The sequence below is a fragment of the Pseudonocardia sp. OZ21 genome (assembly GCF_059359135.1).
Map to the genome: position 1 here is coordinate 102,059 of NZ_JCADBN010000012.1, position 26,612 is coordinate 128,670.

Annotated in this window: 29 protein-coding genes; 12 read left to right on the forward strand and 17 right to left on the reverse strand. The window is 71.6% G+C overall.

Annotated elements, in window-relative coordinates; genetic code table 11:
• The first annotated feature begins 1 nt into the window (after position 1).
• The 8 genes from AC5L35_RS25645 (at position 2) to hypB (ending at position 6,436) form a co-directional block, all read left to right on the forward strand.
• Positions 2 to 628 carry a DUF6084 family protein gene (locus tag AC5L35_RS25645; RefSeq protein ID WP_495062247.1) on the forward strand — a complete coding sequence of 209 codons (627 nt, stop codon included), beginning with the start codon at positions 2 to 4 and terminating at the stop codon, positions 626 to 628.
• Positions 625 to 2,028 (forward strand): hypothetical protein, encoded by a 1,404-nt coding sequence (locus AC5L35_RS25650; protein WP_495062248.1) that lies wholly within the window; start codon positions 625 to 627, stop codon positions 2,026 to 2,028. Before AC5L35_RS25645 ends, AC5L35_RS25650 begins: the two co-directional genes overlap by 4 nt.
• Positions 2,025 to 2,555 (forward strand): hydrogenase maturation protease, encoded by a 531-nt coding sequence (locus AC5L35_RS25655; RefSeq protein WP_495062249.1) that lies wholly within the window; start codon positions 2,025 to 2,027, stop codon positions 2,553 to 2,555. The genes AC5L35_RS25650 and AC5L35_RS25655 overlap by 4 nt, the downstream gene beginning before the upstream one ends.
• Positions 2,556 to 2,677: 122 nt before the next feature.
• Positions 2,678 to 2,950: a HypC/HybG/HupF family hydrogenase formation chaperone gene (locus AC5L35_RS25660; RefSeq protein WP_169396387.1), complete on the forward strand. Its 273-nt coding sequence runs from the start codon at positions 2,678 to 2,680 to the stop codon at positions 2,948 to 2,950.
• A 29-nt stretch (positions 2,951 to 2,979) separates the two neighbouring features.
• Positions 2,980 to 4,107, forward strand: a complete 1,128-nt coding sequence (gene hypD / locus AC5L35_RS25665; protein ID WP_495062250.1) for a hydrogenase formation protein HypD — start codon at positions 2,980 to 2,982, stop codon at positions 4,105 to 4,107.
• A complete protein-coding gene (gene hypE, locus AC5L35_RS25670) occupies positions 4,104 to 5,303 on the forward strand; it encodes a hydrogenase expression/formation protein HypE (protein WP_495062251.1) in 1,200 nt (399 codons plus the stop codon). Before hypD ends, hypE begins: the two co-directional genes overlap by 4 nt.
• 10 nt (positions 5,304 to 5,313) lie before the next feature.
• Positions 5,314 to 5,643 (forward strand): hydrogenase maturation nickel metallochaperone HypA/HybF, encoded by a 330-nt coding sequence (locus AC5L35_RS25675; RefSeq protein WP_495062252.1) that lies wholly within the window; start codon positions 5,314 to 5,316, stop codon positions 5,641 to 5,643.
• A gap of 1 nt (position 5,644) precedes the next feature.
• A complete protein-coding gene (hypB, locus tag AC5L35_RS25680) occupies positions 5,645 to 6,436 on the forward strand; it encodes a hydrogenase nickel incorporation protein HypB (protein WP_495062253.1) in 792 nt (263 codons plus the stop codon).
• 33 nt (positions 6,437 to 6,469) lie between these two features.
• Here hypB and AC5L35_RS25685 read toward each other — a convergent pair whose 3' ends face one another.
• Both AC5L35_RS25685 and AC5L35_RS25690 read right to left on the reverse strand, forming a co-directional pair.
• Positions 6,470 to 7,327, reverse strand: a complete 858-nt coding sequence (locus tag AC5L35_RS25685) for an NAD-dependent epimerase/dehydratase family protein (RefSeq protein ID WP_495062254.1) — start codon at positions 7,325 to 7,327, stop codon at positions 6,470 to 6,472.
• 121 nt (positions 7,328 to 7,448) lie between these two features.
• Positions 7,449 to 8,672 carry an aldo/keto reductase gene (locus AC5L35_RS25690; protein ID WP_495062255.1) on the reverse strand — a complete coding sequence of 408 codons (1,224 nt, stop codon included), beginning with the start codon at positions 8,670 to 8,672 and terminating at the stop codon, positions 7,449 to 7,451.
• 30 nt (positions 8,673 to 8,702) lie between these two features.
• Here AC5L35_RS25690 and AC5L35_RS25695 point away from each other — a divergent pair, with 30 nt between their 5' ends.
• The 3 genes from AC5L35_RS25695 to AC5L35_RS25705 all read left to right on the forward strand — a co-directional run bounded on the left by AC5L35_RS25695 (position 8,703) and on the right by AC5L35_RS25705 (position 11,256).
• Complete coding sequence (locus AC5L35_RS25695) at positions 8,703 to 9,593, forward strand: AraC family transcriptional regulator (RefSeq protein WP_495062256.1); 891 nt, start codon at positions 8,703 to 8,705, stop codon at positions 9,591 to 9,593.
• A gap of 90 nt (positions 9,594 to 9,683) precedes the next feature.
• The gene (locus AC5L35_RS25700; protein ID WP_495062257.1) at positions 9,684 to 10,343 is read left to right on the forward strand and encodes an alpha/beta hydrolase; all 660 of its coding nucleotides are present in this window, start codon (positions 9,684 to 9,686) and stop codon (positions 10,341 to 10,343) included.
• A complete protein-coding gene (locus AC5L35_RS25705) occupies positions 10,333 to 11,256 on the forward strand; it encodes an alpha/beta hydrolase (protein ID WP_495062258.1) in 924 nt (307 codons plus the stop codon). Before AC5L35_RS25700 ends, AC5L35_RS25705 begins: the two co-directional genes overlap by 11 nt.
• Positions 11,257 to 11,269: 13 nt before the next feature.
• Here the strand turns inward: AC5L35_RS25705 and AC5L35_RS25710 are convergent, their stop codons facing one another.
• From AC5L35_RS25710 to AC5L35_RS25735, 6 genes are all read right to left on the reverse strand, one after another.
• Positions 11,270 to 11,698: a peptidase inhibitor family I36 protein gene (locus tag AC5L35_RS25710; protein WP_495062259.1), complete on the reverse strand. Its 429-nt coding sequence runs from the start codon at positions 11,696 to 11,698 to the stop codon at positions 11,270 to 11,272.
• A gap of 211 nt (positions 11,699 to 11,909) precedes the next feature.
• Positions 11,910 to 14,210, reverse strand: coding sequence for a carbamoyltransferase HypF (hypF, locus tag AC5L35_RS25715; RefSeq protein ID WP_495062260.1), 2,301 nt, complete (start codon positions 14,208 to 14,210; stop codon positions 11,910 to 11,912).
• Positions 14,207 to 14,866 (reverse strand): D-sedoheptulose-7-phosphate isomerase, encoded by a 660-nt coding sequence (locus AC5L35_RS25720; protein ID WP_495062261.1) that lies wholly within the window; start codon positions 14,864 to 14,866, stop codon positions 14,207 to 14,209. The genes hypF and AC5L35_RS25720 overlap by 4 nt, the downstream gene beginning before the upstream one ends.
• Positions 14,857 to 15,138 carry a HypC/HybG/HupF family hydrogenase formation chaperone gene (locus tag AC5L35_RS25725; RefSeq protein WP_495062262.1) on the reverse strand — a complete coding sequence of 94 codons (282 nt, stop codon included), beginning with the start codon at positions 15,136 to 15,138 and terminating at the stop codon, positions 14,857 to 14,859. The genes AC5L35_RS25720 and AC5L35_RS25725 overlap by 10 nt, the downstream gene beginning before the upstream one ends.
• Positions 15,135 to 15,662, reverse strand: a complete 528-nt coding sequence (locus AC5L35_RS25730) for an SIS domain-containing protein (protein WP_495062263.1) — start codon at positions 15,660 to 15,662, stop codon at positions 15,135 to 15,137. Before AC5L35_RS25730 ends, AC5L35_RS25725 begins: the two co-directional genes overlap by 4 nt.
• Positions 15,619 to 16,062: a helix-turn-helix transcriptional regulator gene (locus tag AC5L35_RS25735; protein WP_495062264.1), complete on the reverse strand. Its 444-nt coding sequence runs from the start codon at positions 16,060 to 16,062 to the stop codon at positions 15,619 to 15,621. The genes AC5L35_RS25730 and AC5L35_RS25735 overlap by 44 nt, the downstream gene beginning before the upstream one ends.
• A 418-nt stretch (positions 16,063 to 16,480) precedes the next feature.
• On the opposite strand from AC5L35_RS25735, the gene AC5L35_RS25740 reads away from it, so the two are divergent.
• Positions 16,481 to 17,647 carry a uroporphyrinogen decarboxylase/cobalamine-independent methonine synthase family protein gene (locus AC5L35_RS25740; RefSeq protein ID WP_495062265.1) on the forward strand — a complete coding sequence of 389 codons (1,167 nt, stop codon included), beginning with the start codon at positions 16,481 to 16,483 and terminating at the stop codon, positions 17,645 to 17,647.
• Between the two features lie 79 nt (positions 17,648 to 17,726).
• Here the strand turns inward: AC5L35_RS25740 and AC5L35_RS25745 are convergent, their stop codons facing one another.
• The 9 genes from AC5L35_RS25745 to AC5L35_RS25785 all read right to left on the reverse strand — a co-directional run bounded on the left by AC5L35_RS25745 (position 17,727) and on the right by AC5L35_RS25785 (position 26,601).
• The gene (locus AC5L35_RS25745; RefSeq protein ID WP_495062266.1) at positions 17,727 to 18,296 is read right to left on the reverse strand and encodes a TetR/AcrR family transcriptional regulator; all 570 of its coding nucleotides are present in this window, start codon (positions 18,294 to 18,296) and stop codon (positions 17,727 to 17,729) included.
• 242 nt (positions 18,297 to 18,538) lie between these two features.
• Complete coding sequence (locus AC5L35_RS25750; protein WP_495062267.1) at positions 18,539 to 19,819, reverse strand: sensor histidine kinase; 1,281 nt, start codon at positions 19,817 to 19,819, stop codon at positions 18,539 to 18,541.
• The gene (locus tag AC5L35_RS25755; protein ID WP_495062268.1) at positions 19,816 to 20,508 is read right to left on the reverse strand and encodes a response regulator transcription factor; all 693 of its coding nucleotides are present in this window, start codon (positions 20,506 to 20,508) and stop codon (positions 19,816 to 19,818) included. The genes AC5L35_RS25750 and AC5L35_RS25755 overlap by 4 nt, the downstream gene beginning before the upstream one ends.
• Positions 20,509 to 20,779: 271 nt before the next feature.
• Entirely contained in the window at positions 20,780 to 20,974 is a 195-nt protein-coding gene (locus tag AC5L35_RS25760) for a PHP domain-containing protein (RefSeq protein WP_495062269.1), read from the reverse strand.
• Positions 20,975 to 21,001: 27 nt separating this feature from the next.
• On the reverse strand, positions 21,002 to 21,811 hold the full coding sequence (locus AC5L35_RS25765) for an SDR family NAD(P)-dependent oxidoreductase (protein WP_495062270.1): 810 nt from the start codon (positions 21,809 to 21,811) through the stop codon (positions 21,002 to 21,004).
• Positions 21,812 to 21,816: 5 nt separating this feature from the next.
• Positions 21,817 to 23,361, reverse strand: a complete 1,545-nt coding sequence (locus tag AC5L35_RS25770; RefSeq protein ID WP_495062271.1) for an MFS transporter — start codon at positions 23,359 to 23,361, stop codon at positions 21,817 to 21,819.
• Positions 23,358 to 24,473, reverse strand: coding sequence for an acyl-CoA dehydrogenase family protein (locus AC5L35_RS25775; protein ID WP_495062272.1), 1,116 nt, complete (start codon positions 24,471 to 24,473; stop codon positions 23,358 to 23,360). Before AC5L35_RS25775 ends, AC5L35_RS25770 begins: the two co-directional genes overlap by 4 nt.
• A 5-nt stretch (positions 24,474 to 24,478) precedes the next feature.
• A complete protein-coding gene (locus AC5L35_RS25780; RefSeq protein ID WP_495062273.1) occupies positions 24,479 to 25,366 on the reverse strand; it encodes an SDR family NAD(P)-dependent oxidoreductase in 888 nt (295 codons plus the stop codon).
• A complete protein-coding gene (locus tag AC5L35_RS25785) occupies positions 25,363 to 26,601 on the reverse strand; it encodes an acyl-CoA dehydrogenase family protein (protein ID WP_495062274.1) in 1,239 nt (412 codons plus the stop codon). The genes AC5L35_RS25780 and AC5L35_RS25785 overlap by 4 nt, the downstream gene beginning before the upstream one ends.
• Between the last annotated feature and the right edge of the window lie 11 nt (positions 26,602 to 26,612).

Below are 26,612 nucleotides of genomic sequence, written 5' to 3' on the forward strand. Positions count from 1 at the left end.
CGTGTTGCAGTTCGCCTGTACCGGAGCCCGGCCCGAGCCCTATGCGGCCGGCCCGTCGCTCCTGTTCGACCTGCGCATCAGCGAGGACAGCGGCCGCCGCGTGCACTCGGTGGCGCTCAAGACCCAGATCCGCATCGAGCCGCGCGGGCGGACCTACACCGCCGAGGAGTCGGCGAAGCTCGTCGACCTGTTCGGGGAGCCGTCGCGGTGGGGGGAGACGCTCAACGCCCTGCAGTTCGCCCAGGTCGGCTCCACCGTCACCGGCTTCACCGGCGAGACCACGGTGCCGATCGCGGTGCCGCTGACCTACGACCTCGACATCGCCGCCACGAAGTACTTCCACGGCCTCACCGAGGGTGAGATTCCCCTGCTGATGCTCTTCTCCGGCACCGTGTACTACGCCACGCCCGGCGGCGTCCAGATCGGGCTCGTGTCGTGGCACGAGGAGGCGGCGTTCCGGCTCCCGGTGGCCACCTGGCGCGCCGCGATGGACGAGCACTTCCCGGGAGCGGCGTGGGTGCGGGTCAGCACCAGAACCCTCGACGCCCTCTCGGCCTACCGCTCGGAGCGGGTGATCCCCAACTGGGACGACACCTTCGAGCGGCTGCTGAAGGAGGCCGGCCCGTGAGCACGCGCGACTCCGCCGACCCCGTGCTCGACCAGGTGGCCGCCGTCGCCGACGCGGTGCTGTTCGAGGGTTACCTGCTCTACCCCTACCGGGCTTCGGCGCAGAAGAACCGGCTGCGCTGGCAGTTCGGCGTGCTCACCCCGGCGAGCGACGACACCGAGCCCACACGCAACCGCATGGAGTGCCTGCTCGAACCCGATCCCGGCGGAGGCGGCGAGCTGCACGTCCGGCTGCGCTGCCTGCAGCTGCAGGCCCGGTCCCCCCGCAGCCCGGACGGCACGCCGGTGGAGGAACTGGTGGTCGACGGTCAGCGCCACCTCCGCTTCGAGGAGGGCGTGCCCCGCTACGTCGACGCCGAGCTGAGCCTCGACCGCCTCCTGCGCGACGAGGTGACTGTGTGGGTCCTGCTGCCGGGGTCGCGGGACGTCGAGGAGATCCGCGACGCGGGCGGTGCCGTGGCCGGCCGCCTCGTGCGCGAGTGCTGGCCGGTGGCCGCGCGGCTCGTGGTCTCGGCCACCGACCTCCCGGGGCCCTACCTGGTGCACCGGCTGCGGCTCGACATCGTCAACGACAGCTCGTGCGCGCCCGGCGCGCCCCGCGAGGAGGTGCTGCGCACGTCGCTCATCGCGGCGCACACGCTGATCGCGGCCCGCCCCGGCACGTTCCTCTCGCTCACCGACCCGCCGCGGTGGGCCGAGCCCGCGACGAAGGAGTGCGTCAACGAGCACACCTGGCCGGTGCTCGCCGGCCCGGACGACCGCAACGACCTCGTGCTGTCCTCGCCGATCATCCTCGCCGACCACCCGCAGCTCGCCCCGGAGAGCACGATCAACCTCTTCGACGGGCTGGAGAACGACGAGATCCTCACCCTGCGGACCCTCGTGCTCACCGACGAGGAGAAGGCCGAGGCCCGCGCGACCGACCCGCGGGCCGCGGGGATCATCGACGCGGTCGACGCCATGCCGCCGGAGATCCTCGAACGGCTGCACGGGGCGATCCGCTCGATGCGGCCCGCCGGAGCGACGTCCGTCGGCATCCCGGTCTTCGACACGAGCAGCGCGGCCTTCGGCGCCGACAGCCCGGCGGCCCAGCCGCCCGAGCAGCAGCCCTGGTGGGACCCCGGGCAGGACGCGGCCGTCGACCCCGACACCGACGCGGTGATGGTGGGCGACGTCCCGGTGGCCAAGGGCAGCCAGGTCGTGCTGCGGCCCGGCCGCAGGGGTGACATCCAGGACCGCTTCCTCGAGGGGATGCGCGCCACCGTGCACGCCGTGGTCCACGACGTCGACGGCGGGGTGCACGTCGCGGTGTCGGTGGACGACGACCCCGGCGCGGACATGCAGCTCGCCCACGGGCGGTTCCGCTACTTCCATCCCGACGAGCTCGAGGCGCTGTCGTGACCGGCCCGGGGTCGGCCGATCGGGTGCTCGTCGCCGGGGTGGGCAACGTCTTCCTCTCCGACGACGGGTTCGGCGTGGCGGTGATCGAGCAGCTGCGGCGCGACGGGGAGCTGCCCGCCGGCGTCGAGCTCGTCGACACCGGCATCCGGGGCATGCATCTGGCCTACCAGCTCCTCGACGGCTACCGCGCGCTGGTGATCGTCGACGCGGTGCAGCGCGGCAGCGCGCCCGGCACCCTCTACACGCTGGAGCACGACCTCGACGGCTCCCGCTCCCGCACGACCGATGCCGCGCTCGACGGCCACGGCATGGACCCCGACGCCGTGCTCGCGCTGCTCGACGGGTTGGCCGGGTCGCTGGGCCTGCCCCGGCCGGTGGACCGCGTGTTCGTGGTCGGCTGCGAGCCCGCCGTGCTCGCCGAAGGCATCGGCCTGAGCCCACCGGTGGCCGCCGCGGTGGAACCCGCCGCGCTGGCCGTCACGGCACTGGTCACCGTTCTCATGATCGACGAAGGAGCTCCGAGATGATCCGCAAGACGCTGCTGTTCGTGCTGGTGGCCGGGATGGCCGCGGCCACCGTGCTGACCCTGCAGTCCCGCGCCGAGATCGCCCGGTACCGGGACCTGCGCCGGATGTAGGAGGAGATCCCCATGTGCCTGGGCATTCCCGGCGAAGTGATCGAGCTGATGACCGAGCACGAGGACCTGGCGATGGTCAGCGTCGAGGGCGTCAAGCGCGCGGTGAACATCGGGCTGCTGCACGACGAGGACCTGAAACCGGGTGACTGGATCCTCATCCACGTCGGCTTCGCGCTGTCGAAGATCGACGAGGCCGAGGCGAAGGCGTCCCTGGACTTCCTCACCGGGCTCGGCGACGCCTACACCGACGAGCTCGAAGCGCTCGCCGCCAGCGACATCACCTAGCGACTCCCGGCCAAGGTAAGGGGACGGCGATGAAGTTCGTCGACGAGTTCCGCGATGCGGGCATGGCCCGCACGCTGGCGACGCAGATCGCCGCACTGTGCGAGCCCGGCAGGCACTACAAGTTCATGGAGGTCTGCGGCGGCCACACCCACACCATCTACAAGCACGGCCTCGAGGACTACCTGCCGGAGACCGTCTCGCTGGTGCACGGCCCGGGCTGCCCGGTCTGCGTGATCCCGATGGGCCGCGTCGACGACGCCATCGCGATCGCCGAGCGCGACGACGTCATCCTCACGACGTTCGGCGACATGCTGCGGGTACCGGGTGGTCGCGGCTCGTTCTTCGACTCGAAGGCGGCGGGCGCCGACATCCGGATGGTCTACTCGCCGCTCGACGCGTTGAAGATCGCGCGGAAGAACCCGGACAAGCGCGTGGTGTTCATGGCCATCGGGTTCGAGACCACCGCGCCGTCCACGGCCATGACCGTGCTGCGCGCGGCCGCCGAGGGTCTCGACAACTTCTCGATCTTCTGCAACCACGTCACGATCATTCCGGCGATCAAGGCGATCCTCGACTCCCCCGACCTGCGCCTGGACGGTTTCCTCGGCCCGGGCCACGTCTCCACGGTGATCGGGTGCCGCCCCTACGAGTGGATCGCGCGCGACGCGCACAAGCCGCTGGTCTGCGCGGGCTTCGAACCGCTCGACATCCTGCAGTCGGTGTACCAGCTGCTGGTGCAGCTGAAGGAGGGCCGCTGCGAGATCGAGAACCAGTACGCGCGGGTGGTGCCGTGGGACGGCAACCCCAAGGCGCTGCAGGTGATCGGTGAGGTGATGGAGCTGCGGCCGCACTTCGAGTGGCGCGGGCTGGGCTTCATCTCCCACTCGGCACTGCAGGTGCGGGAGCGTTACGCCCGCTTCGACGCCGAGCGCATCTTCTCCGTGCCCGGCGTCCGGGTCGCCGACCCGAAGGCCTGCCAGTGCGGCGAGGTGCTCAAGGGCGTGCTCAAGCCGTGGGAGTGCAAGGTCTTCGGCACCGCCTGCACGCCGGAGACCCCGATCGGCACGTGCATGGTGTCGTCGGAGGGCGCGTGCGCCGCGTACTACAACTTCGGCCGCTTCAGCCGGGATCGCGTGAAGGAGGCGACCCGGACATGACCCAGGATCTCGGCTCGACCATCCCGACGCGCGCGAACTGGGCGGAGGAGGCGGTCTCCAAGGCCGCCGCCGAGGAGGCGCAGAACCCCCACGCCGGCGCCGAGCACCTCACCCGCGAGGAGCAGGTGCTGGCCCGGATCGCCAAGGCCCGCGCCCGCAAGGCGAAGATCAAGGAGGAGCGGATCACGCTCTCCCACGGGGCGGGTGGCAAGGCCACGCAGACGCTCATCGAGGCGGTGTTCCTCGACGCCTTCCGCAACCCGGTGCTGGAGCGGCTGGAGGACGGCGCCCAGCTCGCCCCGGTGTGGGCGGACGGCGGCACCGGGCGGCTCGCGTTCACCACCGACTCCTACGTGGTGTCACCGCTGTTCTTCCCCGGTGGCGACATCGGTGACCTCGCGGTCAACGGCACCGTCAACGACCTGGCGATGTGCGGGGCGCGGCCGCTGTACCTGTCCTGCGGGTTCATCCTGGAGGAGGGTTTCCCGGTCGCCGACCTGCAGCGCATCGTGGCGTCCATGGCCGCCGCCGCCGCCACGGCCGGGGTGCAGATCGTCACCGGCGACACGAAGGTGGTCGAGCGCGGCAAGGCCGACGGCTGCTACATCAACACCGCGGGCGTCGGCGTGCTGGAGCGCCCGGTCGTGCTGTCGGCCGCGGCGGCGAAGCCCGGCGACGTCGTGCTCGTCTCCGGCCCGATCGGTGACCACGGCATCACCGTGATGCTGGCGCGCGGCGAGCTCGACATCTCCGCCGACATCGTCTCCGACACCGCCCCGCTGCACGAGATCACCGCCGGGCTGCTCGACGCCGCGGGCGACGGCGTGCGGCTGCTCCGGGACGCGACCCGCGGTGGCGTCGCCACGATCTGCAACGAGGTGGCGGTGGCCTCTCAGGTCGCCGTGGTGCTCGACGAGGCCGCGCTGCCCGTGCGGCCGGTCGTCAACGGGGCGTCCGAGCTGCTCGGCATCGACCCGCTGTACGTCGCCTGCGAGGGCCGGCTCGTCGCCGTCGTCGCAGCGGAGCAGGCCGATGCGGCGCTCGCCGCGCTGCACGCGCATCCGCTCGGCGAGGGCGCCGCCGTGATCGGGACGATCAAGGACGACCCGCCGGGGCTGGTGCTGCTGCGTACGGCGTTCGGCGGCACGCGGATCGTCGACCTCCTGGTGGGCGACCCCCTGCCCCGGATCTGTTAGCCGCGCTGACGTGCACGAACTGTCGATCACCCAGACCGTCGTCAGCACCGTGACCCAGCGGATGCAGGACGCCCGCGTCCGCCGCATCCGGCTGGAGGTCGGCCGGCTGTCCGGTCTCGTGCCGGACGCCGTGCGGTTCTGCTTCGAGATGGTGGCGGCCGGCACCACGTGCGAGGGCGCCGTACTGGAGATCGACGAGCCGCCGGGCCGGGCGGTGTGCCGCACCTGTGGCGCGGCGTTCGAGACCGGCGAGGTGCTGCCGTTGTGCGACTGCGGCAGCGCGGACATCGAGGTGCAGGGCGGCCGCGAGCTGCGGATCCGAGAGGTGGAGGTGGTGTGAGGTGTGCGCGACATGCGGCTGCTCCGACGACGCCGGCGTGCGGGTGACGGACCCGGCGGCCGCCGGCCACGACCACCCGCACGGTGACCACGAGCACCCCCACGGGCACGGGCACGGGCACCGCGAGCCGGACTCGCGGACCGTCGCCCTCGAGATCGACCTGCTGGCCAAGAACGACGACCTGGCCGGGGGCAACCGCCGGTGGCTCGCGGAGCGGGACGTCGTCGCGCTCAACCTCATGAGCTCACCGGGCTCGGGCAAGACCACCCTGCTCACCCGCACGATCACCGACCTCGGCGGTGAACTGCCCTGCGCGGTCCTGGAGGGCGACCAGGAGACGCTGCTCGACGCCGAGCGCATCGGTGCGACGGGGGCCCGTGTCATCCAGATCAACACCGGCGCGGGCTGCCACCTCGACGCCGACATGGTCGCCGCGGGACTGCGTGCCCTCGCCCCCGAGCAGGGGTCGCTGCTGTTCGTGGAGAACGTCGGCAACCTGGTCTGCCCGGCGCTCTTCGACCTCGGGGAGGAGGCCCGGATCGTGATCATGTCGGTGACCGAGGGGGCCGACAAGCCGCTCAAGTACCCCCACATGTTCCGCACGGCCGACCTGATGCTGGTCAACAAGGTCGACCTGCTCCCCTACGTCGACTTCGACGTGGAGTTCTGCGTCGCGGCCGCCCACCGGGCCAACCCCGCGGTGGAGGTGCTGGAGATCTCCGCCACCAGAGGGGACGGCCTGGAGCAGTGGTACACCTGGCTGCGCCGGCGGGCGGGGGCGCTCACCGCGTGAGGTGTGCACCGCCTTCGCGCACCGTGCCGCCGCTCAGCCCTGGGCGAACTCGCTCAGGGGGTCGGTGTGCCGGGGCCGCCAGCTCAGCTCCCGCTGTGCCTTGGCCGGGGTGAACTGTTGGTCGAGAGCGAACGCGTCCGCGATCGGCCCCATCTCGGCACGAGCCTGCTCGAGCGTGATCGACGTGGTCTTCCCGTCCAGGCCCACGGCGTGCGCACACGCCTCGACGACCTGCCTCGCGGTCGGGTTCACTCCTCCCACCCCCAGGTAGACCGAACCGGCCTTCGCCGCCAAGGCGGCCACGTAGAGCGGGGCGAGGTCGTCGATGTGCACCAGCGCCCAGTGGTTGCCACCGTCGCCGATGTAGGGGATCGCGCCGTTCTTCCGGCCGGGCCGGACGAAGAAGTCGTCGATCAGGCGGTTGTCACCGCCGTAGAGCAGGCCGGGCTGCACGATGACGGGGCGTCCGCCGTCGGCCGACCGCGCCAGCACGGCGTCTTCCACGGGCTTGCGCCAGGCCACCGCGCCGGGCGGGTTCCACGGCGCGGTCTCGTCCTTGACCCCGTCGGTGTCGCCGTAGACCCAGCTACCACCGGTGTGCACGTAGGTGCCAGCGCCCACACCGTCCTGCATCGCGGTGGCCGCGGCGAGGTCCTCCTCCCCCGAGGTCGCCTGGGCGAGGTGGATCACCCCATCCGCGCGGGCCGCAGCGTCCTTCAGCACATCCAGGTCCGTCAGGGCGCCGCGAACCGCGGTCGCACCGGCCGCCGTGACGGACTCCTCGGCGCGCTCGCTGCGGGCGAGTGCTTCCACCGTGTGGCCCTGGTCGACCAGTTCGGCGATCGTGGCCCGGCCGATGTAGCCCGACCCGCCGGTCAGAAAGACTCTCATGACAACTCCCTTTTCTCGCATCACGTGCACCACGAAGGTGCTCCGCCGCCCCGGTGTCCGTCCAACACCTGTTCCGCGTTCTGTGATGCCCGCTCGGCATTGCCGCCCGCCGGCGCCGCGGTCAGTAACGGGTGTCGGAGGCTCGCAGCAGCGGGGACACCACCGATGAATGACCGTCCACGGTGGCTCCCGCGAATTGAAGAGTCGGCGCGAGCAGCCTGTTGTTCTCGGCCGGGAAGTTCAGAGTGGGAGCCGAAACGTCATCGAGCGCGGCGCGCTGGGAATCGCTGAGCGTCACGTCCAGGGCGCCGAGGTTGGTCTCGAACTGGTCCATCCGGCGCGCGCCGATCACCGTCGAAGTGACCCCGGGGCGCCCCTTCGCCCAGGCCAGGGCAACCTGGGCCGACGTCGCGCCGACCTCGTCAGCAATGGCGTTGAGGGCGTCGATCACCACCAGGTCCGCCTCGCTCGGCATCCGCCCTCGGGTGGTGTCGACCGAGGTTGTGGTGGCGCTGGAGTACTTACCCGACAGGAACCCGCCCCTCAGCGGCGACCACGGCATCACGCCCATCCCCATGGCTTGCGACATCGGGATCAGCTCACCTTCCGAGGTCCGCTCGAGCAGGGAGTACTCCAGTTGCAGCGCGATGATCGGAGCCCATCCGCGCAACCGCGCGAGCGTGGCCGCCTCGGCGGTCGCCCACGCCGGCACGTCGGAGAAGCCGATGTAGCGGATCTTGCCGGCGCTGACCTGGTCGTCCAGCGCGCGGAGGGTTTCCTCGATCGGCGTGACCGGGTCGAAGTTGTGCAGCCAGTACAGGTCGACGTAGTCGGTCTGCAGGCGTCGCAGCGAGCTCTCCAGCTGTTGCACGATCGCCTTACGGCTGGGTCCGCCGCCGTTCGGGTCCTTCTCGTGCAGATTGCCGAAGAACTTCGTGCCGAGCACCACGCGGTCACGCAGCGACGGCCGGCCCGCGAAGTGGTCGCCGATGATCTTCTCGGAGTGGCCGTTGGTGTAGAGGTTGGCGGTGTCGATCGAGTTCCCGCCGCGGTCCAGATAGGCGGAGAGGATCCTCGTGGACTCCTCCGCACTGCTTCCCCAGCCCCAGTCCTCACCAAAGGTCATGGTGCCCAGGGTGAACGGGCTGACCCGCAGGCCCGACCGGCCGAGGGTGACGTAGGAATCGAGGGACATCGTGGCCTCCGGGCCGATAGGACGACGAGACGCCGGTGGGGCGGTCTCCAGTACGTCTCCAGTGAAGGCGCCGGCGACGTGATCACCTAGACCGATGCGGGCGATCCGTTGCACGATCCGCCCAACCTCGGCCGGATCGTCGTGGTGCATTTGCGCCCTCTGCCGTGGTTGACTCGGACGATGGACCACCTGGACGAGGTCGGTCGCCGGGTCGCGCGGCTCGCCGGGAGCAATCCGCGCCCGTTGTGGATCGAGGGCGTGATGGTGTTCGCCGCCGACCGCGTGACCGAGCCCATGGGCTCGGTCACCGAACCGATGCTCGCCCTGGTCGTGCAGGGCGCGAAGCGCTCGGTCCTCGGCGACCATGTCTTCGAGCACCACCCCGGCCAGGTCGCCGTGGCGACCGTTGACCTTCCGCTGACCTCGCAGATCATCCGCGCCGGCCCCGGCGAGCCGTTCCTCTCGCTCGGGCTGCGGCTCGAACCCGCGACCATCGCGCAACTGCTGGTGGACGCCGGTCCCACCACGATCCGCCCGCACGACGGTCCCGGCATGTCGGTGAGCGAGGCGGACGACAACCTGCTCGACGCCCTCGTCCGGCTGACACGTCTGCTGGACGAGCCACGTGACCTGCGGGTACTGGCGGCCGGGGTGCGACGCGAGATCCACTGGCGGCTGCTGAACGGCCCGCAGGCGGCCTTGATCAGGCAGGCCGGGATGGCCGACAGCCGCCTGGCCCTCGTCGCCCGCGCGATCGGGTGGATCAAGTCCCGGTACGACCGCGTGATCCGCATCGACGACCTCGCCTCGGATATCGGCACCAGCGTCTCGTCCCTCAACCGCCATTTCCGCGCCGTCACCGCGATGAGCCCGCTGCAGTACCAGAAGCAGATCCGACTGCAGAAGGCCCGCATCGAGCTCATCGCGGCACCACACGACGTGGCCGCGATCGGATACGCCGTCGGGTACGACAACCCCTCGCAGTTCAGCCGCGAGTACCGGCGAATGTTCGGGGTGCCGCCGGGGCAGGACGCGGTACGCCTGCAGACCATGGTCTTCGTCCAGGAATAGCCCACTCCGAGGGTGTGGTGCGTTCAGGGCATCACAGAGAACCGATCAGGTCTTGGACGTGACTCATTCGGCGCGGGCACAGTCGGAACGATGAAACCCGGGATCAACCGCGACGCGGTGCTGTGGTCGGAATCCGAGGGCAGGCACGGTGAGCGGCCCGTGCTGGTGATGCTGCACGGCTGGAGCTACGACGAGACCCATCTGTATCGGCGGCTCGCACCCCGGCTGCCGGAAGACCTCGTGGTCGCCTCGGTCAGGGCGCGCATCCCGGAAGCGGGCGGGTACGCCTGGTTTCCCAGCGCAGGGAACCCGATCGGCGATCCTCGGCCCCACGTGGCCGACGCCGCGACCGACGACGTTCTGGACTGGGTGCGCACTCTCGACGCGCCGTTGATCGGCCTGCTCGGGTTCTCCCAGGGTGGCGCCATGGTGCACCAGCTGATGCGGCACGCCCCGGAGCGCTTCGCCTACGGCGTGAGCCTGGCGGGGTTCGTCGTGCGCGATCCCCACCCCGGCGACACGACCCTGGCCGCGGTGGTGCCCCCTGTCTACTGGGGTCGCGGCGAGAACGACCGGGTCATTCCGGACCACGCCATCGAGCGCACCGAACGCTGGCTCAAGGAGCACGCCACCGCCGAGATCCACGTCTACCCCGGCTTGGGTCACGACGTCGCCGGACAGGAGATCGACGACCTGGCGGCGTTCATCGCCGACCACGTCGGCAGGCCAGGAGACACCCGTGCGTCATGACATCGAGTTCGACGCCGAAGGCGCTGTGCTGCGCGGCTGGTTCTACGAGGCCGAGGGGGCGGCCGGCCCGGCGCCCTGCGTGGTCATGGCCCATGGCTGGACGTCGACGAAGCGCATGTACCTCGACCGGTTCGCGGAGGTGTTCGCTGCTTCCGGCCTGTCGGTTCTGGTCTTCGACAACCGCGGCTGGGGTGACTCCGAAGCGGCGCCGGGGAAGCCGCGTCACGAGGTCGACCCGTGGGAACAGGTTCGCGACTACCAGCACGCCATCACCTGCGCACAGAACCGATCCGACGTCGATCCGGACCGGATCGGGGTGTGGGGCACGAGCTTCTCGGCCGCGCACGCCTTCGTGGTCGCCGCCATCGACCGCCGGGTCTCGGCGGTCAGCGGGCAAGCGCCGTTCATCAGCGGGCGCGCGACCTACGCGAACCTCGCCCGGGTCGACAACCACGTCGTCGGCCCGGCCGTGTTCACCGCCGACCGGCGGGCCCGGGCCATGGGCGAGCCGGCGACCACCGTGCCGGTCATCGGCAACGATCCCGGCGAGCTGGTCGGGCTACCGACGCAGGACTCCTACGAGTGGTTCACCCACGCCCGGGCGGAGCTCGACCCCAGCTGGCCGAACGAGGTGACGCTGCGCAGCCTGGACAACTTCTACGGCTACGAGCCGGCGAGGTACCTGCCGGACATCACGCCGACACCACTACTGATGATCGTCGGCCGCGACGACGGGCTGACCGGCGGAAACCTGGCGGCGTCGGCCTACCGGACGGCGGCCGAGCCGAAGAGGATCGTGTTCCTGCCCGGCGGGCACTTCGCCGCGTACACCGGTGACGGTTTCGTCGTGGCGTCCCAGGCGGCACGCGACTGGTTCCTGGAGCACCTCTCGCGCACGACCGGCGCGATGTGACCCGCGTGCCCTGTCAGCAGGGCTTCACCGACGTGACCGCATTGTCGAGGTTCACCGGGAACTGCTGGATCTGGGTGTGCGGGGGGAACTCGATCCGCTGCCCCTTGAAGTTCGCGTCGGTGAACAAGCACATCTTGGTGTTCGAGTTGTTGACGGCCGAGGAGATCTTGTCGTTGAGGTTGAGCGGGGTGAGATCGGGAATCGTCGAGTTGGTCAGGTCGGCGAACCCGCCCTCGAAGTCGGAGGCGTCGAAGATGTCGAACTCGCCGGCAACGCCTGCCGCCACCACCACGTTCGAAGCGTACTGGGTGGTTGCGGCGGTGGACATGGCTGCCGTCGGCTCCGCGGCGGACGCCGTGCCGGTCCCGAAGGTCAGCGCGGCGACCGCCGCCGCCCCGGCGACCGCGGCGACCAGGACCCGGCGAATCGAGCTTCGGGACATTTCGGGCCTCCTGTCGTGAGCCGCCGCCTGCTGCACCGGCCGACATATCCAGACACGGCCGAGCGGATGCAGGTGTTCAGCCCGGCCGCATGGCATACCTCATAACAGGCGGCCTGAACCATCGGGCGCTGCCGTGCGTTGTTTTTGCGCGACATGGCCACATAACGCGATCAGAACCCGCCACCGAGCCGCGATATGTGTCCAGATCGCGTCAGGAGATCGTCGCAGCGGCCACCGCCACCTGCCCGAGGCTGATCCCGCCGTCGTTGCACGGCACCCGGGAGTGCACGAGCACCCGCAGCCCGGCCTCGGTCAGCCGCCGGGACACCCCCTCCAGGAGCCTGATGTTCTGGAACACCCCGCCGGACAGGGCCACCGCGTCGAGACCGGTGTCCGCGGCGGCGCGCACGGCCGCCGCGACCAGCCCGTCGTGCAGGCCGGTGTGGAAGCGGGCGGCGATCACCGGGGCCGGGGTGCCTGCCCGCAGGTCCGCCACCACGGCGCGCACGAGGTCGCCCGCCCGGATCAGCTCGCCCTCGAGCCGCACGGGATAGCCGTCGCACTCCCCCACCGCCGACGCGGCCTGCTCCAGTTCGACGGCCGCCTGGCCCTCGTAGTTCACCCGGTCCCGGATCCCCACGAGAGCCGCGACGGCGTCGAACAGGCGACCGGCGCTCGTGGTGACCGGGACGTCCACATCGGAGCGCAGCAGCCGCTCCACCTGCGTCCACTGCGGAGCATTGCGGGCCGCGACGGCGAGACCCGCCGGGTCGGTACCGGTGGCGTGCAGCCAGGCCGCGGCCATCCGCCACGGCTGCCGGATCGCCGTGGCGCCGCCGGGCAGCGGTACCGGCTCCAGGTGCGCGAGCCGCCGGAACCCGGTGAGGGAGACCTCGAACACCTCGCCGCCCCACAGCACCCCGTCCGGGCCGTAGCCGAGGCCGTCGCACGCGACGCCGATCGCCGGCCCCGCCTCGCCGTTCTCCGCCAGGCACGCGGCCAGGTGGGCGTGGTGGTGCTGCACCCCGACCAGCCGCAGATCCGGCTCCGCCTCGGCCCTGGCGAGCGCGTACTTGGTGGACAGGTACTCCGGGTGCAGGTCGTGGGCGAGCACGGTGGGCGTCACGTCCAGCAGCCGTCCGAGGTGCTCGATGCCGTCGAGGTACGCCCTCAAGGTCTCAGCGTTCTCCAGGTCTCCGACGTGGTGCGACGGGAACGCCTCCCCGCCCCGCAGCACGCAGAACGTGTTCTTGAGCTCCGCGCCGCAACCGAGCACCGGCTCCCCCGCGACGACGCCGATCCGCAGGGGCTCCGGGGTGTAGCCGCGCGAACGGCGGATCGGGTAGGTGCGCCCGGCCACCACCCGCAGCACCGAGTCGTCGGCGCGGGTGCGGATCGGCCGGTCGTGGGTGAGGAAGGCGTCGGCGATGCCGGCGAGCCGGGCGACGGCGTCGTCATCGAGGTGGGCGATCGGCTCGTCGGAGACGTTTCCGCTGGTCAGCACGATCGGAGCGGCGAGCTCGTCGAGCAGCAGGTGATGCACGGGTGTGTAGGACAACAGCACGCCGATGTGGTCGTTGCCGGGGGCGACCGCGGTGGCCAGCGGCGCGCCGGGGCGCCTGCGCAGCAGCACGATGGGCGCGCGCCGGGAGGTCAGCTGCGCCGCCTCGGCCGCGCCGACCTCGCCGAGCGTCCCGGCAACGTCCAGGTCGGGGGCCAGCACCGCGAACGGCTTGTCCTCCCGGTGCTTGCGCGCCCGGAGCGCGGCGACGGCACGCTCGTGCCCGGCGGGCGCCGCCAGGTGGTAGCCGCCGAGCCCCTTCACGGCCAGCACCCCGCCCTCGGCGAGCAGCCGCGCCGCGGCGGTGATCGGTTCACCGGGGAGCTCGCGGCCTGCGGCGTCGACCAGCCGCAGGGTGGGCCCGCAGCCGGGGCAGCACACGGGCTGCGCGTGGAACCGCCGGTCGGCCGGGTCGTGGTACTCCGCGGCGCAGGCTGCGCACATCGGGAAACCGGCCATCGTGGTGGCGGCGCGGTCGTAGGGCACCCCGGTGACGATCGTGAACCGGGGCCCGCAGTTCGTGCAGGTGATGAACGGATGGCGGTAGCGGCGGTCGGCCGGGTCGCGAAGCTCGGCGACGCACGCGGCGCAGGTCGCGGTGTCGGGCGAGATGAGGGTGGCCCGGCGGCCGCCGGCGGAGCTGGCGGCGATGGCGAATGCGGTGTCCCCTCGCACCGGCATGTCCGTGGTGGCGACGTCGGTGACCAGCGCCAGCGCCGGCGGCCGGTCCCGCAGGGCGGCGAGCAGCGCGTCCAGGGCAGGTGCGGCGCCCTCCGCCTCGATGACCACACCGGACTCGTCGTTGCCCACGAACCCGGCCAGCCCGAGCTGCCCGGCGAGGCCGTGCACGAACGGCCGGAACCCCACTCCCTGCACGATCCCGCTGACCCGGATCCGGGCCCGCACCCGCTCCGCGGCCCGCGGCTCGACCTGCACGGGCGGTTCGGTCACGGACGGCCCAGCGCGCGCTGCACCAGCTCCCACAGCACGTGATAGGTGGTGGTCTGCGCCTCCTGGATGCGGTGCACCGACGCCGACGGCATCACGAAGAGGTGGTCGATCTCCCCGCGGGCGGCCGCCTCGGCCATCGAGCCACCCGAGTACCCGGCGAGCCCCACGGTGAGCAGGCCCCGCTCGTGCGCGACGGCCAGGCCGCGCAGCACGTTGGCCGAACCTCCGCTCGTGGACAGCGCCAGCGCGATGTCGTCCGGGCGGCCCGCCGCGGCCACCGGCCGGGCGAAGACGTTCTCGAAACCCACGTCGTTGGCGAGAGCCGTGAGCGTGGCGACGTCGGCCGCGAGCGCGAGGGCGGGCAGCGGCCGCCACGCCGGGCCGGGGTCGACACAGAGCGCGGCCACCGCTGCCGCGTCCGTGCTCGACCCTCCGTTGCCGAAGGCCAGCAGCCTGCCGCCACGCTCGAAGCGCTCCGCCATCGCGGTGGCGCAGGCCGCCATCCGGGCGTCGTCGGCGGCCACCACCTCCCGGCGCAGCCGCCCGATCTCGTCGACCTTCTCCGCCGTGGACCGCGCGACGTCGGCCAGCAGGGCGTCCAGGTCAGCGGCCCCGGCGTGCAGGAAGGGGTAGAGCGACTCGATGCTCATGACCATCGGCCTCCGTGCCGGGTCGGTTCCGCGGGCTCCACCCTGGCGATGGCCTCGCCGGCGTGCACGAGGACGGTGTCACCCACGACCGCGTCCACGAGCGCGACGCTGACCTCCTCCTCGGTGCCCGGACCCGCACCGGTGTCCACCATGGCGAGCCCGTCGCCGAGCAGGGCGGTGACCGTGACCGCCACGGCCGTGTCCGAGCAGGTGATGCACACCTCGCCGGGTTGCGGGTCGGGCGGCAGGCCGCCGGGGTCCGTGGCAGCCGGGTTCATGCCAGTACCTCCGGAGCGTCCAGGAAGACGTGCACGAGCTCCCACAACACGTGGTAGGCGGTGACCTGGCCCTCGCGCACGATGCGGGTGTCGTCGGAGCGCACCGCGATGACGTGGTCGAGACCCAGCGACGCGACGGGGCCGGCTGCGGCCCCGCCCAGCAGCGCGACGGTCAGGAGGCCACGGTCCCGCGCCGCGGCCAGGCCGTCGGCGAGAGCGGCGTCGCCGCCGTCGGGCGCGATGCCCAGCGCGATGTCCTCGGCCTCTCCGAACAGCCCGAGCTCGGCCCGGAAGCCGGTGGATCCCCCGGGCAGCGACAGCGCTGGCAGCGCACGTTTGCCGATGATCACCGGATGCACGAACTCCACCACCACGTGCGCGGCGTCGGCCGCGGAGCAGCCGGTGCCGAACGCGAGCAGGCGGCCCGCGCGGTGGAACCGCTGCGCCATGGCGTGGCAGGCGGCGGCGAGAGCGGGCGCGTCAGTGGCCAGCAGGCCGATCGGCCCGTCGCGCCGCGTGAACACCGTTCGTGTATCCGCAGCTGTCAGCTCGACGGTCAATTCGGCTCCCCTCGGGGCATCCCCGCTTGGCGGCGGCGACCACCCGGGCGTAGCGATCGAGGAAGACGTGCAGGGACTCGTGCGTCTGCTCGAGGCTGTCGGCGAGCGAGTCGAGGCAGGTCGCCCCGTCCGGGGTGACGTAGTAGGTGCGCCGGGCCGGGCCGACGTCGGACGTGTGCCACTCCGAGCGGACCAGTCCTTGCCGCTCCAGGCTGCGCAGCGCGCGGTAGACCCCACCGGCGTCACCGTCCCCGTCGTGCATGGGACGAAGACGCGCGGCGAGCTCATAGCCGTGGTCGGGCCGCTCCCGCAGGAGCAGCAGCAGGCAAGGCTGCAGGAAGTTGCGCGGTTCGAGCTCGGCCATGGTGGGCGTTGCCCTCCGGGTCGGCGGTGGTGGGCGCCTGACCTGGCTGATGTTCCCACTGTGTGACGCGAACCACAAGACAGGTCGGTCTCACGGGTGGACGACATCGGCACCCCGACCGGGTGTCGCGGCTATCACACCGGTCGATAACCGGCTAAGAACGGGAGAATCTGCCTGAATCGTGAACGCTCAGGTAAACGGGCGCCTCTCGTTGACCGTTCCTGCCGACCCGACTACGCTTTCCTCGCCCACGTGAGACAGACCTGTCTCCTGCTGCCGCGCCGCCTATTCCCTTGCCGTCGACGGGTGCCGGGCCGGATGTGCGTGATCATGCATTCGCCGGCAGCCGGTACCGCGTCCGTGGATCACGTCGATCCCGGCGTCCGCGTGTCCAGGACTCTCGAGGAGGAGATCCACAATGGCCTACGACCCGCGCACGGCCACCGGAGTTCCCACCGAGCCGGTGGGATCGCTTCCCCGGCCCGCGAAACTGCAGGAGGCCTACGCGAAGTACGACGCAGGCGAGATCAACAAAGACGACCTCGAGAAGCTGCAGGACGCCTCGGTGAAGGACTCGATCGAACGGTTCGAGGCCACCGGCTCGCCGATCATCTCCGACGGTGAGCAGCGCTGGTCGTCGTTCGCGACCTACCCGATCGCCGACACCTTGGCCGGCACCGGGCTGGCACCGGGACTCGGCCCCGGCGGGCAGTTCTTCGCGATCTTCGCCGATGGCCACGGACGCCAACTGCCGAAGCTCGAGCACGGACCGTTCCGCTACAACCAGCACGCCGCCGACACGCTGCGCAAGTCGATCCCGTACGCGAGCAGGCCGATGAAGCAGGCCGTGATCGCGCCGTCGATGCTGGCGCTGCTCTACCCGTTGACGGACCCGGTGGAGGGCTACAGCCGCGAGGAGTTCGAGGCGGCGCTGATCGACGAGTGCGAGAAGGACATCCGGGAGGCCTTCGCCGCAGGGGCCGAACGGGTGTCGGTGGACTTCACCGAGGGCAGGCTGGCCACCCGCGAGGATCCCCGCAACCCGTGGACGGGAGCGGGCCTCCTGCCGCACTTCATCGAGCTCAACAACCGGGTGATGGCCCGGTTCTCCGCCGAGGAGCGCCGCAACATCGGCATCCACACCTGCCCCGGCGGCGACCGCGACTCGGTGCACTCCGCCGACGTGCCCTACAACAACCTCCTCGGCACGATGTTCGACATCAACGCCGGGTACTTCCTGATCCAGCTCGCGTCGGAGCGGGAGAAGGACCCGGTGTACGAGACCATCGGCAAGAACCTGCGCGACGACGCCGACGGCGTCGCGCAGATGGCCTACATCGGCGTCACCAACCCCCAGAACCCGCGGGTGGAGAGCCCTCAGGAGATCGCCGACCAGCTCATCCGGGCGGCCAACTTCATCCCGAAGGATCAGCTCGGCTCCACCGACGACTGCGGGTTCTCACCCTTCTCCATCGACGAGAAGCCCAACCACGGCTCGCCCGACTACGCCAGGGACGTGGCCTTCCAGAAGATCACCTCCCGCGTGGAGGGCGCCCGCCTGGCCGCCGAGAAGCTGGGCCTCTGAGGTTCAGGAAAGCCACTTTGCCGCCCTCTGCGGGCAGGAAAGTGGCTTTCCTGAACCTCGGACGGGGGCGCGGCGCGGGTCAGTCCGGGACGCCGTTGGCGCGCAGCAGCAGTACGCCGAGCTCACGGGCGGCCGACGCCGCGCCGGCGTCGCCCTCGTGGGCCGCCATGATGGAGCCCTTCATCAGCACGTGCCACTGCCGGGCCACCTGCTCCGGGTCGGCCACGCCCGCGGCCTCGGCGAGCTCCCGGAGGTAGGCCCGGATGCGCGCGAGGTGGGCCACGCTCGCCTGGAACACCGGGCTGCCCTTGTCGTTGACCGCCATCATCGTGGTGAGGAAGGCGCAACCCTCGAAATCAGGGCGCCCGAACCATTCCGAGAACAGGTCGAAGATGGCCAGCAGCTGGTCCTGCGGGCGTTCGCCACGCAATCTGCTCTCGTGCTGGAGCCATTCCTCCGTCCACAGCCGCTCACGGCGGCGGAGGAAATCGAGGATCAGGTCGTCCTTCGACGGGAAGTTGCGGTACAACGTCATCTTCGCGGTGCCGGCGCGAGCGATCACGGCATCGACTCCGACGTCCCGCACGCCGTTGCGACTGAACAGCTCGTAGGCGGCGCGGCGTATCCGCTCGCCGCCACTCTCCGGCAAGCGTCGGGAACCGTCACTACCCGTTGTCGTCACCCGCATCCGTTCCGCCGAGGTTCGCCGAAACGATACCTCCCCGATCGGGCGGCAAACGGGTCGCGGCGTGGCGTTCCGGTGACGTGGCGCGGCAAGGACGGCACGCATGTCAGCGGTGACCGGACCGGCTGATCCGCACGACCGCGAAAGCCTGCACCGCCACGGCGGCGAGCAGCACGGCGATGGCAGGGGGGTAGCCGCCTGCCCCGTCAGGGCGGGGCGGGGGGCAGGCTCGGATCCGGCTCCACCGGATTGAGCTCCGGCGGCTGCGGCTGCCGCGGCGACGCATCTGCGGTCCGCAACGGAAACCACAGCACGAAGGTCGCGCCGGCACCGGGAACGCTGTGCACCGCGATGCTGCCGCCGTGGCTCTCCACCACCTGACGGACGATGGCCAGCCCGAGGCCGGTTCCGCGGTCGCGGCGCCCGTTCCCGTCGGGGCCTCGCCAGAAGCGGTCGAACACCCTCTCCTGGTGTTCGGCGGTGATACCCGGGCCGCGGTCGCGAACCGCCAGCCACGCCCAGCCGGCGCGCTGCCCCGTGGCGATCAGGATCTCCCGGCCCGGCGGCGAGGCGCGCAGTGCGTTGGACAACAGGTTGTCCGCGGCGCGACGCAGCGACTCGGCGTCGCCGATCAGCACCAGCTCTGGCTCGAAGCGGCGTACCAGCTCGTGGCCGTCGCTGTCGGCGAGCAGTGCGAACCCGTCCGCGGCCTCGCCGGCGACGAGTGTGAGGTCCACGTCGGTCTCGCTGAAGGCGGGCGCGGTCCGGCGCGCGGCGGCGAGCAGGTCCTCGATGAGGCTGCGCATCCGCTGGGTCGCCCGGGCGGCCACGGTGCTCGCGCGGCGCCGCTCGTCGGCGTCGACGTCGGCGCGCGACAGCACCGCGTCGAGGTTGACCTGGATGACGGCCAGCGGGTTGCGCAGCTCGTGGGACGCGTCGTCGATCATCTGCCGCTGGGCGGAGAAGGCCCGGTCGAGCCGGTCGAGCATGTCGTCGACGGTGTCGGCGAGGTCGCGCAGCTCGTCGCGCGGACCGTCGAGCGCGATGCGGCGCGACAGGTCCGTGGCCGTGATCTCCCGCGCCGCGGCCGTGACCTGCTGCACCGGACGCAGCACCCGGCCGGCCAGCCACCAGCCCACGCCGAAGCTCGCGACCAGCATCACGCCGAGCACCAGGGCCAGTGCGCCCCGCAGGGTCTCCAACGTCTCGAAGTTGACCGCCTCCTGGACGCTGGCGAGGTCCGCCGCCTGGAACTCCTCGCCCTCGCGCAGCTCGAGCCGGCCACCGACCTCCTTCACCTTCTGCACGGTGATCGGGTTCAGCGGCGCGGCGTCGACGCTGCGGTGCATCACCACGTAGACCGCCCCGAGGACCAGCACGACCAGCCCGAACAGCACCAGCGAATAGGTGGCGGCCAGCCGGAAGCGGATCGTGCGGGTCCACGGGGGACGCAGGCGCTGCGCCCACTGCCGCGCGGCCGTGGTCACGCCGGCTCCCGCAGCCGGTACCCGCGCCCGATCACGGTCTCGATCACCGGCCGCTCGCCCTCCCGGGTGAGCTTGCGACGCAGTGTCCCGACCGTCACCCGCACGGTCTGGGTGAACGGGTCGGCGTTCTCGTCCCACACGTGGTCGAGCAGTTCCTCGGCCGACACGACGTGACCCGGCCGGTTCATGAGGTAGCGCAGCACGGCGAACTCCTTGCGGGTCAGTGCGAGCTCATGGCTCCCCCGGCTGGCGATGTTGCGGCCGTCGTCGAGGGACAGCTCGCCGACGGTCAGCACGGACGTGCCGCCGCTGTTGTCGCGGCGCAGCAGCGCCCGCACCCTGGCCAGGAGCTCGGCCAACGCGAAGGGCTTCACGAGATAGTCGTCGGCGCCCTCGTCGAGGCCCCGGACGCGATCGGCCAGCTCGCCCCGGGCCGTGAGCATGAGGATCCGCAGCTCGGCCCCGCTGGGGCCGCCGATGCTGCCGTCCCGGACGTCACGGCACAGCGTGAAGCCGTCGACGTCGGGCAGGTTCAGGTCGAGCACCAGCAGGTCGTAGGTGTGCACGGCGAGCTTGGCGGCCGCGTCGCCGCCGGTCAGCGCGATGTCGACCGCGTAGCCCGCCCGCCCGAGTCCGACGCGCAGCGCACTCGCGAGGTCGTCGTCGTCCTCGACCACCAGCAGCCGCATGGCCCGACCGTAGCGAGGATGCCGCGCTCATCCCACGTGTTCTTTCGGTCCGTTTTCACTTCGGTTTCCGAGGGTTTTCGGGTTCAACTGTTGTGCTGGGCTAACCGATGACGGTTTCTGCCCCGCCCGCCGCTCCCCCACAGGTCCGGCCGCCGTCAGCCCACGGCGGCCGGACCGACTCCTCCGTGAGACGGACAGCAGCGTCGTTCGCTCGTGCGGGAACAACGCCCACGTCCGTCTCATGGCGCTCGCCGCGCGGTAACGGTCAGCCTCAGCACCTCCCCGTCGGCGGTGCGCACCTCCTCCCCACCTCGATCCGGACGCCAAGGTCGCGGCCGTGGGCGGCGAGTGCGACCGAGATCTCGTTGTGGTCGGTCACGAACACGACATCCACGCCGAGCTCGACGGCCCGCCGCGCCAGCTGTTCCACCCGCAGCACCGCGTCGCCGGACGCGACGGTGTGCACATGGCAGTCCACACGCACCCGGCCCACTCAGCCCGCCGCCGGGACGGGGATGCCCAGCTCGGTGAGGAGGTCCTGGGAGTAGGCGACCCGGCCGGTCAGGGGACCACTGCCGTTCGACGGCGGGCGGCACAGCGCGAGCGCGGCCGCCGCCATCACTGCCGGCGGTTCGGCGTCCGGGGCATCCTCGGTGGTGAGGTGGTGGAACACGGTGCCCGGGGTCGGCACCACCCGGTTCGGCGACAGCGCGTTCACGGCGATCCCGTCGGCGTGCAGCTCGGCCGCGAGCCCGGTGGAGAACCGCTCGAGCGCGGCCTTGCACATCCCGTAGACCGTGCCGCCGCGAGACACCCGGCCGGTCGGCGGGAGCTGCGGGTGGATGGCGGCGCGCGAGGAGATGTTGAGGATGGCGCCGCTGCCCCGCTCCCGCATGCCCGGCAGCACCAGCTGCGCCAGATGCATCGGCGCCTTCACCTGGACCTCCACCATCAGGTCGACGCGCTTCGCGGGGAAGTCCGCGACGGGACCGAACCAGGTGACCGCGGCATTGTTGACCAGGACGTCGATCGGCCCGTGCTCGGTCACGACGCGCCGCACGAGTGCGACCCGGTCCTCGGCGCGGGACACGTCGGCCGGTACGGCCTGCGCGCTGCCGCCCGCCGCCTCGATGCCGGCCACGGTGTCGGCGAGCGACCCGGCGAGGGCCGAGCCGCCCGGTTCTGCCGTGCGCGCAGAGGCGATCACCGTGGCGCCCTCCGCCGCGAACCGGCGGGCGATCTCGGCGCCGATACCCCGGCTGGCCCCGGTGACGAGTGCGATCCTGCCGTCGAGCATGCCCATTCCACTCACTCCTTGGTCATCGACCCCATGCTGGTCATCGACACGGTGCTGGCGAGGGTCCTGCTGGTGCGGTGCACATACCGTCCGACGGTCGACGCCACGAGGCACAGCACCGACATCACCGCCATCAGCCCGAAGGCCCACCGGTAGCCGGTGACCAGGTCCTCCAGCGCGTCCGGCGAGACCTGCGACAGCGACCCGTCGAAGAGCTGCGGGCGCAGGGCGACCGGCAACGGCGCGGCCACCAGCGTGAGCGCCACGGCCGTGCTGATCACCACCCCCGAGCTCTGCGCCATCAGCCGCACCGCGTTGGTGATCCCGAGCCGGTCGGGCGGCAGGTCCTGCAGCATCGCCGTGCTGTTCGCGGGGATGAATGCGCCCGATCCGATCCCGAGCACCACGACGGCGCCGATCAACACGGGATACGGGGTGTCGACGGAGATGGTGAACAGCAACAGGGTGACGCCCACCAGCGAGATCGCGCACGCGGCCACGGCCACCGTGCGCGGGGCGATGTGGCGCAGCAGCGCCCCCGCCAGCGGGGCGGCGATGATCGACGCAATGGCAACCGGCAGCACCTTCAGCCCCGCTTCGGCCGGGGTGTCGCCGGAGACGGCCTGGAAGTACAGGCCCATCAAGAGCACGACGGCGAAGCGCGACACCGTCGCGAGGAACCCCGCGAGCGTGCCGATGCCGACCACCGGGTCGCGGAACGTCCGCAGGTCCACCACGGGTTCGGCGACCCTGCGCTCGACGAGCAGGAACGCCGGCACCGCGAGCACGAAGACCCCGAGGCCACCGAGGACGAGCGGGTCGTCCCAGCCGGACGTCCCGACCTGGGACAGCGCGAGCAGCAGCCCGCCGAGCCCGAACAGGACGAGCAGGTTGCCCACCGGGTCGATCCGCAACCGCTGGTGGCGGCGCGGGACGCGCTCCATCACCCGCAGCCCCCAGAGCAGACACACGACACCGACCGGCACGTTCGACCAGAACGTCCACTGCCAGCCGACCTCTGTGGCCAGCAGCCCGCCGAGTGTCGGCCCGAGCAGCTGGGCCAGCGAGAAGGACGCCATGTAGATGCCGAGCCCCTGGCCCAGCAGCCGGCGCGGGAACGCCGCGGTGACCAGCGCGGCGCTGTTCGTGATGAGCATGGCGCTGCCGATCGCCTGGGCCACCCGGCAGGCGATCAGCAGGCCGACGGTCGGGGCGAACCCGGCGAGCAGGCTCGCGGTGGTGAACAGGGCGACACCCGTCATGTACATCGGACGCCTGCCGAAGAGGTCGGCCAGCCGCCCGAAGAACACCATCAAGGAGACGTTCGTGAGCTGGTAGGCCAGCAGGATCCAGGTGGCCTCGAACACGGTGGCGTCGAAGCTCCCGACGATCGCCGGGAGCGCGATCGTGAGCGAGCTGTTGTTGAGGCCGCTCATCAGCGACGCGAGGCAGACCACCGACAGCACGCGCCAGGCGTACCGGGTGCGCTCCCGCTCCTCGGCGGTCTCCTCCGTATCGCCGGGGGTGTCGACGCTGATCCCCCTGGAACCGTTCACAGGCCGATCGACACCGCCAGCCGTTCCCGGTGGAACGCCGGGTCGCCGAGGAACAGCTTCGTGGCCGCGGCGCGCTTGAAGTAGAGGTGGGCGTCGTGCTCCCACGTGAACCCGATGCCGCCGTGGATCTGGATGTTCTCAGCCGCCGCGGCGAAGAACGCGTCGGAGCAGTAGGCCTTGGCGAGGCTCGCCACCGCCGGGACCTCATCGGAGTCCCGCGCCACGGCCCACGTGGCGTAGTAGGCGGCCGCCCGCGCCGACTCCACCTGCAGGAGCACGTCGGCCGCCTTGTGCTTCAGTGCTTGGAAGCTGCCGATCGGGCGGTCGAACTGCGTGCGGACCTTCGCGTACTCCACGGCAATCTCCAGCGCGCGCTGGGCGCCGCCGACCTGCTCCAGGGCGAGCGCGACGGCGGCCCGGTCCAGCGTGCGGAGCAGCGTGGAGCCCGCGGCCCCGTCCGCACCGACCAGCCGCGCGGGCACGCCGTCGAACTCCAGCCGGACCAGCCGCGAGGTCTGGTCGAGGGTGGGCAGCACCGTCCGGACGAGGCCGGCCGCCGAACCGTCGACGGCGAAGAGCGACGGACCGGCGGAGGTCCGTGCCGACGCCAGGACCAGGCCGGCCAGGTGTCCGTCCGGCACCTGGCCGACGGTGCCGCGGAGCACCCAGCCGCCCGAGGCCGGTTCGGCTACGAGCGCAGGTGCCTCGGGGTCCCACCGACCGCCCTCGCCAGCGGCGGCGAGGGTGGCGATCGTCGACCCGTCGGCGATCCCGGGCAGCAGCTCCTCGGCCGCGGCCGGGTCGGCCGAGTCCAGGACGGCGTGCGCCGCGAGCACGACCGTGCTGGCGAACGGCCCGGGCAGCAGCGCCCGGCCCAGCTCCTCCTGCACGACGGCGAGCTCCACGAACCCGTAGCCGCTGCCGCCGAACTTCTCGGGGATGGCCAGGCCCTGCAGGCCGAGCTGCTCGGCCATCTGCCGCCAGACCGCGGGGTCGTACCCGGCCGGATCCTCCATCACCGCGCGGACCGCCGACATCGGCGACTTGTCGGCGAGGAAGCGCCGCACGGACGCGCGTAGCTGCTCCTGCTCGGAGCTGAACACCAGGTCCATCGCCGCTACCGCCCATTCCCCGTAACGGCGGGCTTGAACGTGCGCTCGACGAGGTCGGCCAGCCGGTCGGGCTCCCACGGACCGTCCGAGACGATGTGCCGGACGGGAGCCGGCTTGTTGTACAGGTGCACCTCGTAGCCGCGCGCGCCGACGATCTGCCCGGTGAGCCAGTCGGACGCCTCGCTCGCGATGTACGCGACGATCGGGGCGATGTTGTCGGGCGAACGCTCGTCGTCGTCGCGAGGAGCGCCGGACTTCCGCTCGCCGGGGATCGACGCGGTCATCCGGGTGGCGGCGCCCGGCGAGATCGCGTTGGCGGTGACCCCGTAGCGGCCCAGCGCGTTGGCGCAGGAGTAGGTCAGCCCGACGATGCCCATCTTCGCGGCGGCGTAGTTCGGCTGTCCCGGCGCTCCGTGCAGCCCGGACACCGACGTGAAGTTGATCAGCCGGTAGTGGCCGTCGGGGTTGCGCTGGTCGCGCCAGTACGCGGCCGCGGGTTTCGTGGTGTTGTAGTGGCCCTTGAGATGGACGCGGATGACGTCGTCCCACTCCTTCTCGCTGAGGTTGAAGATCATCCGGTCGCGCAGGATGCCGGCCACGTTCACCAGCGCGTCGAGCTTCCCGAACTCCTCGATCGCCGTACGGACGAGCCCTTCGGCCTGGTCCGGGTCGGAGACGTCACCGCCGTCGGCGATCGCGGAGCCACCGGCCTCCGTGATCTCCCGGACGACCTCGGCGGCGGGGCCCTTGTCGGCACCGGAGCCGTCCAGCTCCACTCCGAGGTCGTTCACCACCACCGACGCGCCGTGCGCGGCCAGCAACCGGGCGATCCCGGCGCCGATGCCACGTCCCGCTCCGGTGACGACCGCGACCCGTCCGTCCAGTGTCGTCATGCCCTCGCCCCCTTCGGCTCAGCCGGGCGCGGCTCCCTCGGGAGCCCGAGTGCGCGTTCGGCGATGATGTTGCGCTGGATCTCGCTCGTGCCGGAGTAGATCGTTCCGGCCCGGCTCGCGAGGAAGACCTGCTGCCAGCGGGAGAGCCGGTAGCCCTCGCCGTCGGGGCGCACGAGCGCGGCGGGCCCCAGCAGCTCCATCGCGATCTCCCCGACGCGGCGCTCGTACTCGCTCCAGAAGAGCTTCGAGATCGACGCCTCCGGGCCCGGCTCGCGCCCCTCGGCCAGCTGGGCGAGCAGCCGCAGGCCCTGGTAGCGCATGATCTCGACGTGGGTGTGGGCCCAGGCGAGCTGCTGGCGCACCAGCGGGTCCTTGTCCCGGCCCACCTCGCGGGCCAGCTCGACCAGCGCGGCGAGCTGCTGCTGGTACTTCAGATGGCCGATCGTGGCGCCGCCGCCCCGCTCGTGGCCGAGCGTCGTCATGGCGACGCGCCAGCCGTTGTTCAGGCCGCCGATCACGTTGAACAACGGCGCCCTGGCGCCGTCGAAGAACTCCTCACCGAACTCGGCGTTGCCGGTCAGCTGGCGCAGCGGGCGGGCGTCGATGTTGTTGTCCCGCATCGGGAGCAGCACGTAGGAGATGCCCCGGTGCTTGGGCGCCGCGGCATCGGTGCGACACAGGACGAAGATCATGTTCGCCCGGGCGAAGCCCGAGGTCCACACCTTCTGCCCGCTGATCACGATCTCGTCGACGTCCACCACACCGCGCGTCTGGATCGCACCCAGGTCGGAGCCGTGGTCGGGCTCGGAGAAGCCCTGGCAGTACACGTCCTCGGCACTGATGATCCGCGGCAGGAAGTGCTCCTGCTGCTCGGGGGTGCCGTGCACCATCACCGAGGGGCCGACCATCCCCTCGCCGAACCCCCGCCGGATCCGCGGCACGCCGGCACGGGCGCACTCCTCGCTGAAGATCGCGTTCTCCACGGCGCCCCAGCCGCGGCCGCCGAACCGCTCCGGCCACTGCGGGCAGATCCTGCGCTCGGCCAGCAGCCTGCGCTCCCACTCCGCGTGCTGCGGGCTCTCCTGCGCCCGCGCGTGGCCGGAGTGGTCGCCAGCCGTCATCGGCGGGGTGTTCCAGTCGATCAGGTCGGCCAGGCCGTCGGGCGCGTTGCCGGCGATCCAGTCCCGGGTCTCCTGCCGGAACCGGGCCGCATCCGGCCCCAGGTCGAGTTCCACGTCGTCCCCTC

Coding starts and splice junctions, on each gene's coding strand:
- AC5L35_RS25660 (WP_169396387.1), top strand. CDS start 2,678: ATGTGCCTGGGCATTCCCGGCGAAGTGATCGAGCTGATGACCGAGCAC.
- hypD (WP_495062250.1), top strand. CDS start 2,980: ATGAAGTTCGTCGACGAGTTCCGCGATGCGGGCATGGCCCGCACGCTG.
- hypE (WP_495062251.1), top strand. CDS start 4,104: ATGACCCAGGATCTCGGCTCGACCATCCCGACGCGCGCGAACTGGGCG.
- AC5L35_RS25685 (WP_495062254.1), bottom strand. CDS start 7,327: ATGAGAGTCTTTCTGACCGGCGGGTCGGGCTACATCGGCCGGGCCACG.
- AC5L35_RS25690 (WP_495062255.1), bottom strand. CDS start 8,672: ATGCACCACGACGATCCGGCCGAGGTTGGGCGGATCGTGCAACGGATC.
- AC5L35_RS25695 (WP_495062256.1), top strand. CDS start 8,703: ATGGACCACCTGGACGAGGTCGGTCGCCGGGTCGCGCGGCTCGCCGGG.
- AC5L35_RS25700 (WP_495062257.1), top strand. CDS start 9,684: ATGAAACCCGGGATCAACCGCGACGCGGTGCTGTGGTCGGAATCCGAG.
- AC5L35_RS25710 (WP_495062259.1), bottom strand. CDS start 11,698: ATGTCCCGAAGCTCGATTCGCCGGGTCCTGGTCGCCGCGGTCGCCGGG.
- AC5L35_RS25720 (WP_495062261.1), bottom strand. CDS start 14,866: ATGGTCATGAGCATCGAGTCGCTCTACCCCTTCCTGCACGCCGGGGCC.
- AC5L35_RS25725 (WP_495062262.1), bottom strand. CDS start 15,138: ATGAACCCGGCTGCCACGGACCCCGGCGGCCTGCCGCCCGACCCGCAA.
- AC5L35_RS25735 (WP_495062264.1), bottom strand. CDS start 16,062: ATGGCCGAGCTCGAACCGCGCAACTTCCTGCAGCCTTGCCTGCTGCTG.
- AC5L35_RS25740 (WP_495062265.1), top strand. CDS start 16,481: ATGGCCTACGACCCGCGCACGGCCACCGGAGTTCCCACCGAGCCGGTG.
- AC5L35_RS25755 (WP_495062268.1), bottom strand. CDS start 20,508: ATGCGGCTGCTGGTGGTCGAGGACGACGACGACCTCGCGAGTGCGCTG.
- AC5L35_RS25765 (WP_495062270.1), bottom strand. CDS start 21,811: ATGGGCATGCTCGACGGCAGGATCGCACTCGTCACCGGGGCCAGCCGG.
- AC5L35_RS25775 (WP_495062272.1), bottom strand. CDS start 24,473: ATGGACCTGGTGTTCAGCTCCGAGCAGGAGCAGCTACGCGCGTCCGTG.
- AC5L35_RS25780 (WP_495062273.1), bottom strand. CDS start 25,366: ATGACGACACTGGACGGACGGGTCGCGGTCGTCACCGGAGCGGGACGT.